Genomic DNA, 246 nt, shown 5'->3' on the forward strand with positions numbered 1-246 from the left:
TTGCTACCCTTTCAGCCTCAACCATCCCCTCACCTTTCACAATACCCATCCCACCTTCCCCTTCAAAACCAACCATCCCTGGCACCCTCTTCCATTTCCCTCCCTCTTTATATTCTTTCAAACCTTTCCAATACCCCCACATATTACCCCCATTGCCCACCCGAATACCCAGAACATCACCACCTTCCCCAACTTCATGCCTTTCCTCTTTTTCATTCAACATCAGTCTCATCACATCACCCCCCA

At 48.8% G+C, this 246-nt stretch carries 1 pseudogene; it reads right to left on the reverse strand.

The features are described from left to right. Positions 1–232, reverse strand: a pseudogene (locus FS628_RS32320) (hypothetical protein); the annotation flags it as partial. Positions 233–246 lie beyond the last annotated feature (14 nt).

It is taken from the genome of Paenibacillus xylanexedens, from assembly GCF_007676705.1.
GTDB classification, from domain to species: Bacteria; Bacillota; Bacilli; order Paenibacillales; family Paenibacillaceae; genus Paenibacillus; species Paenibacillus xylanexedens_C.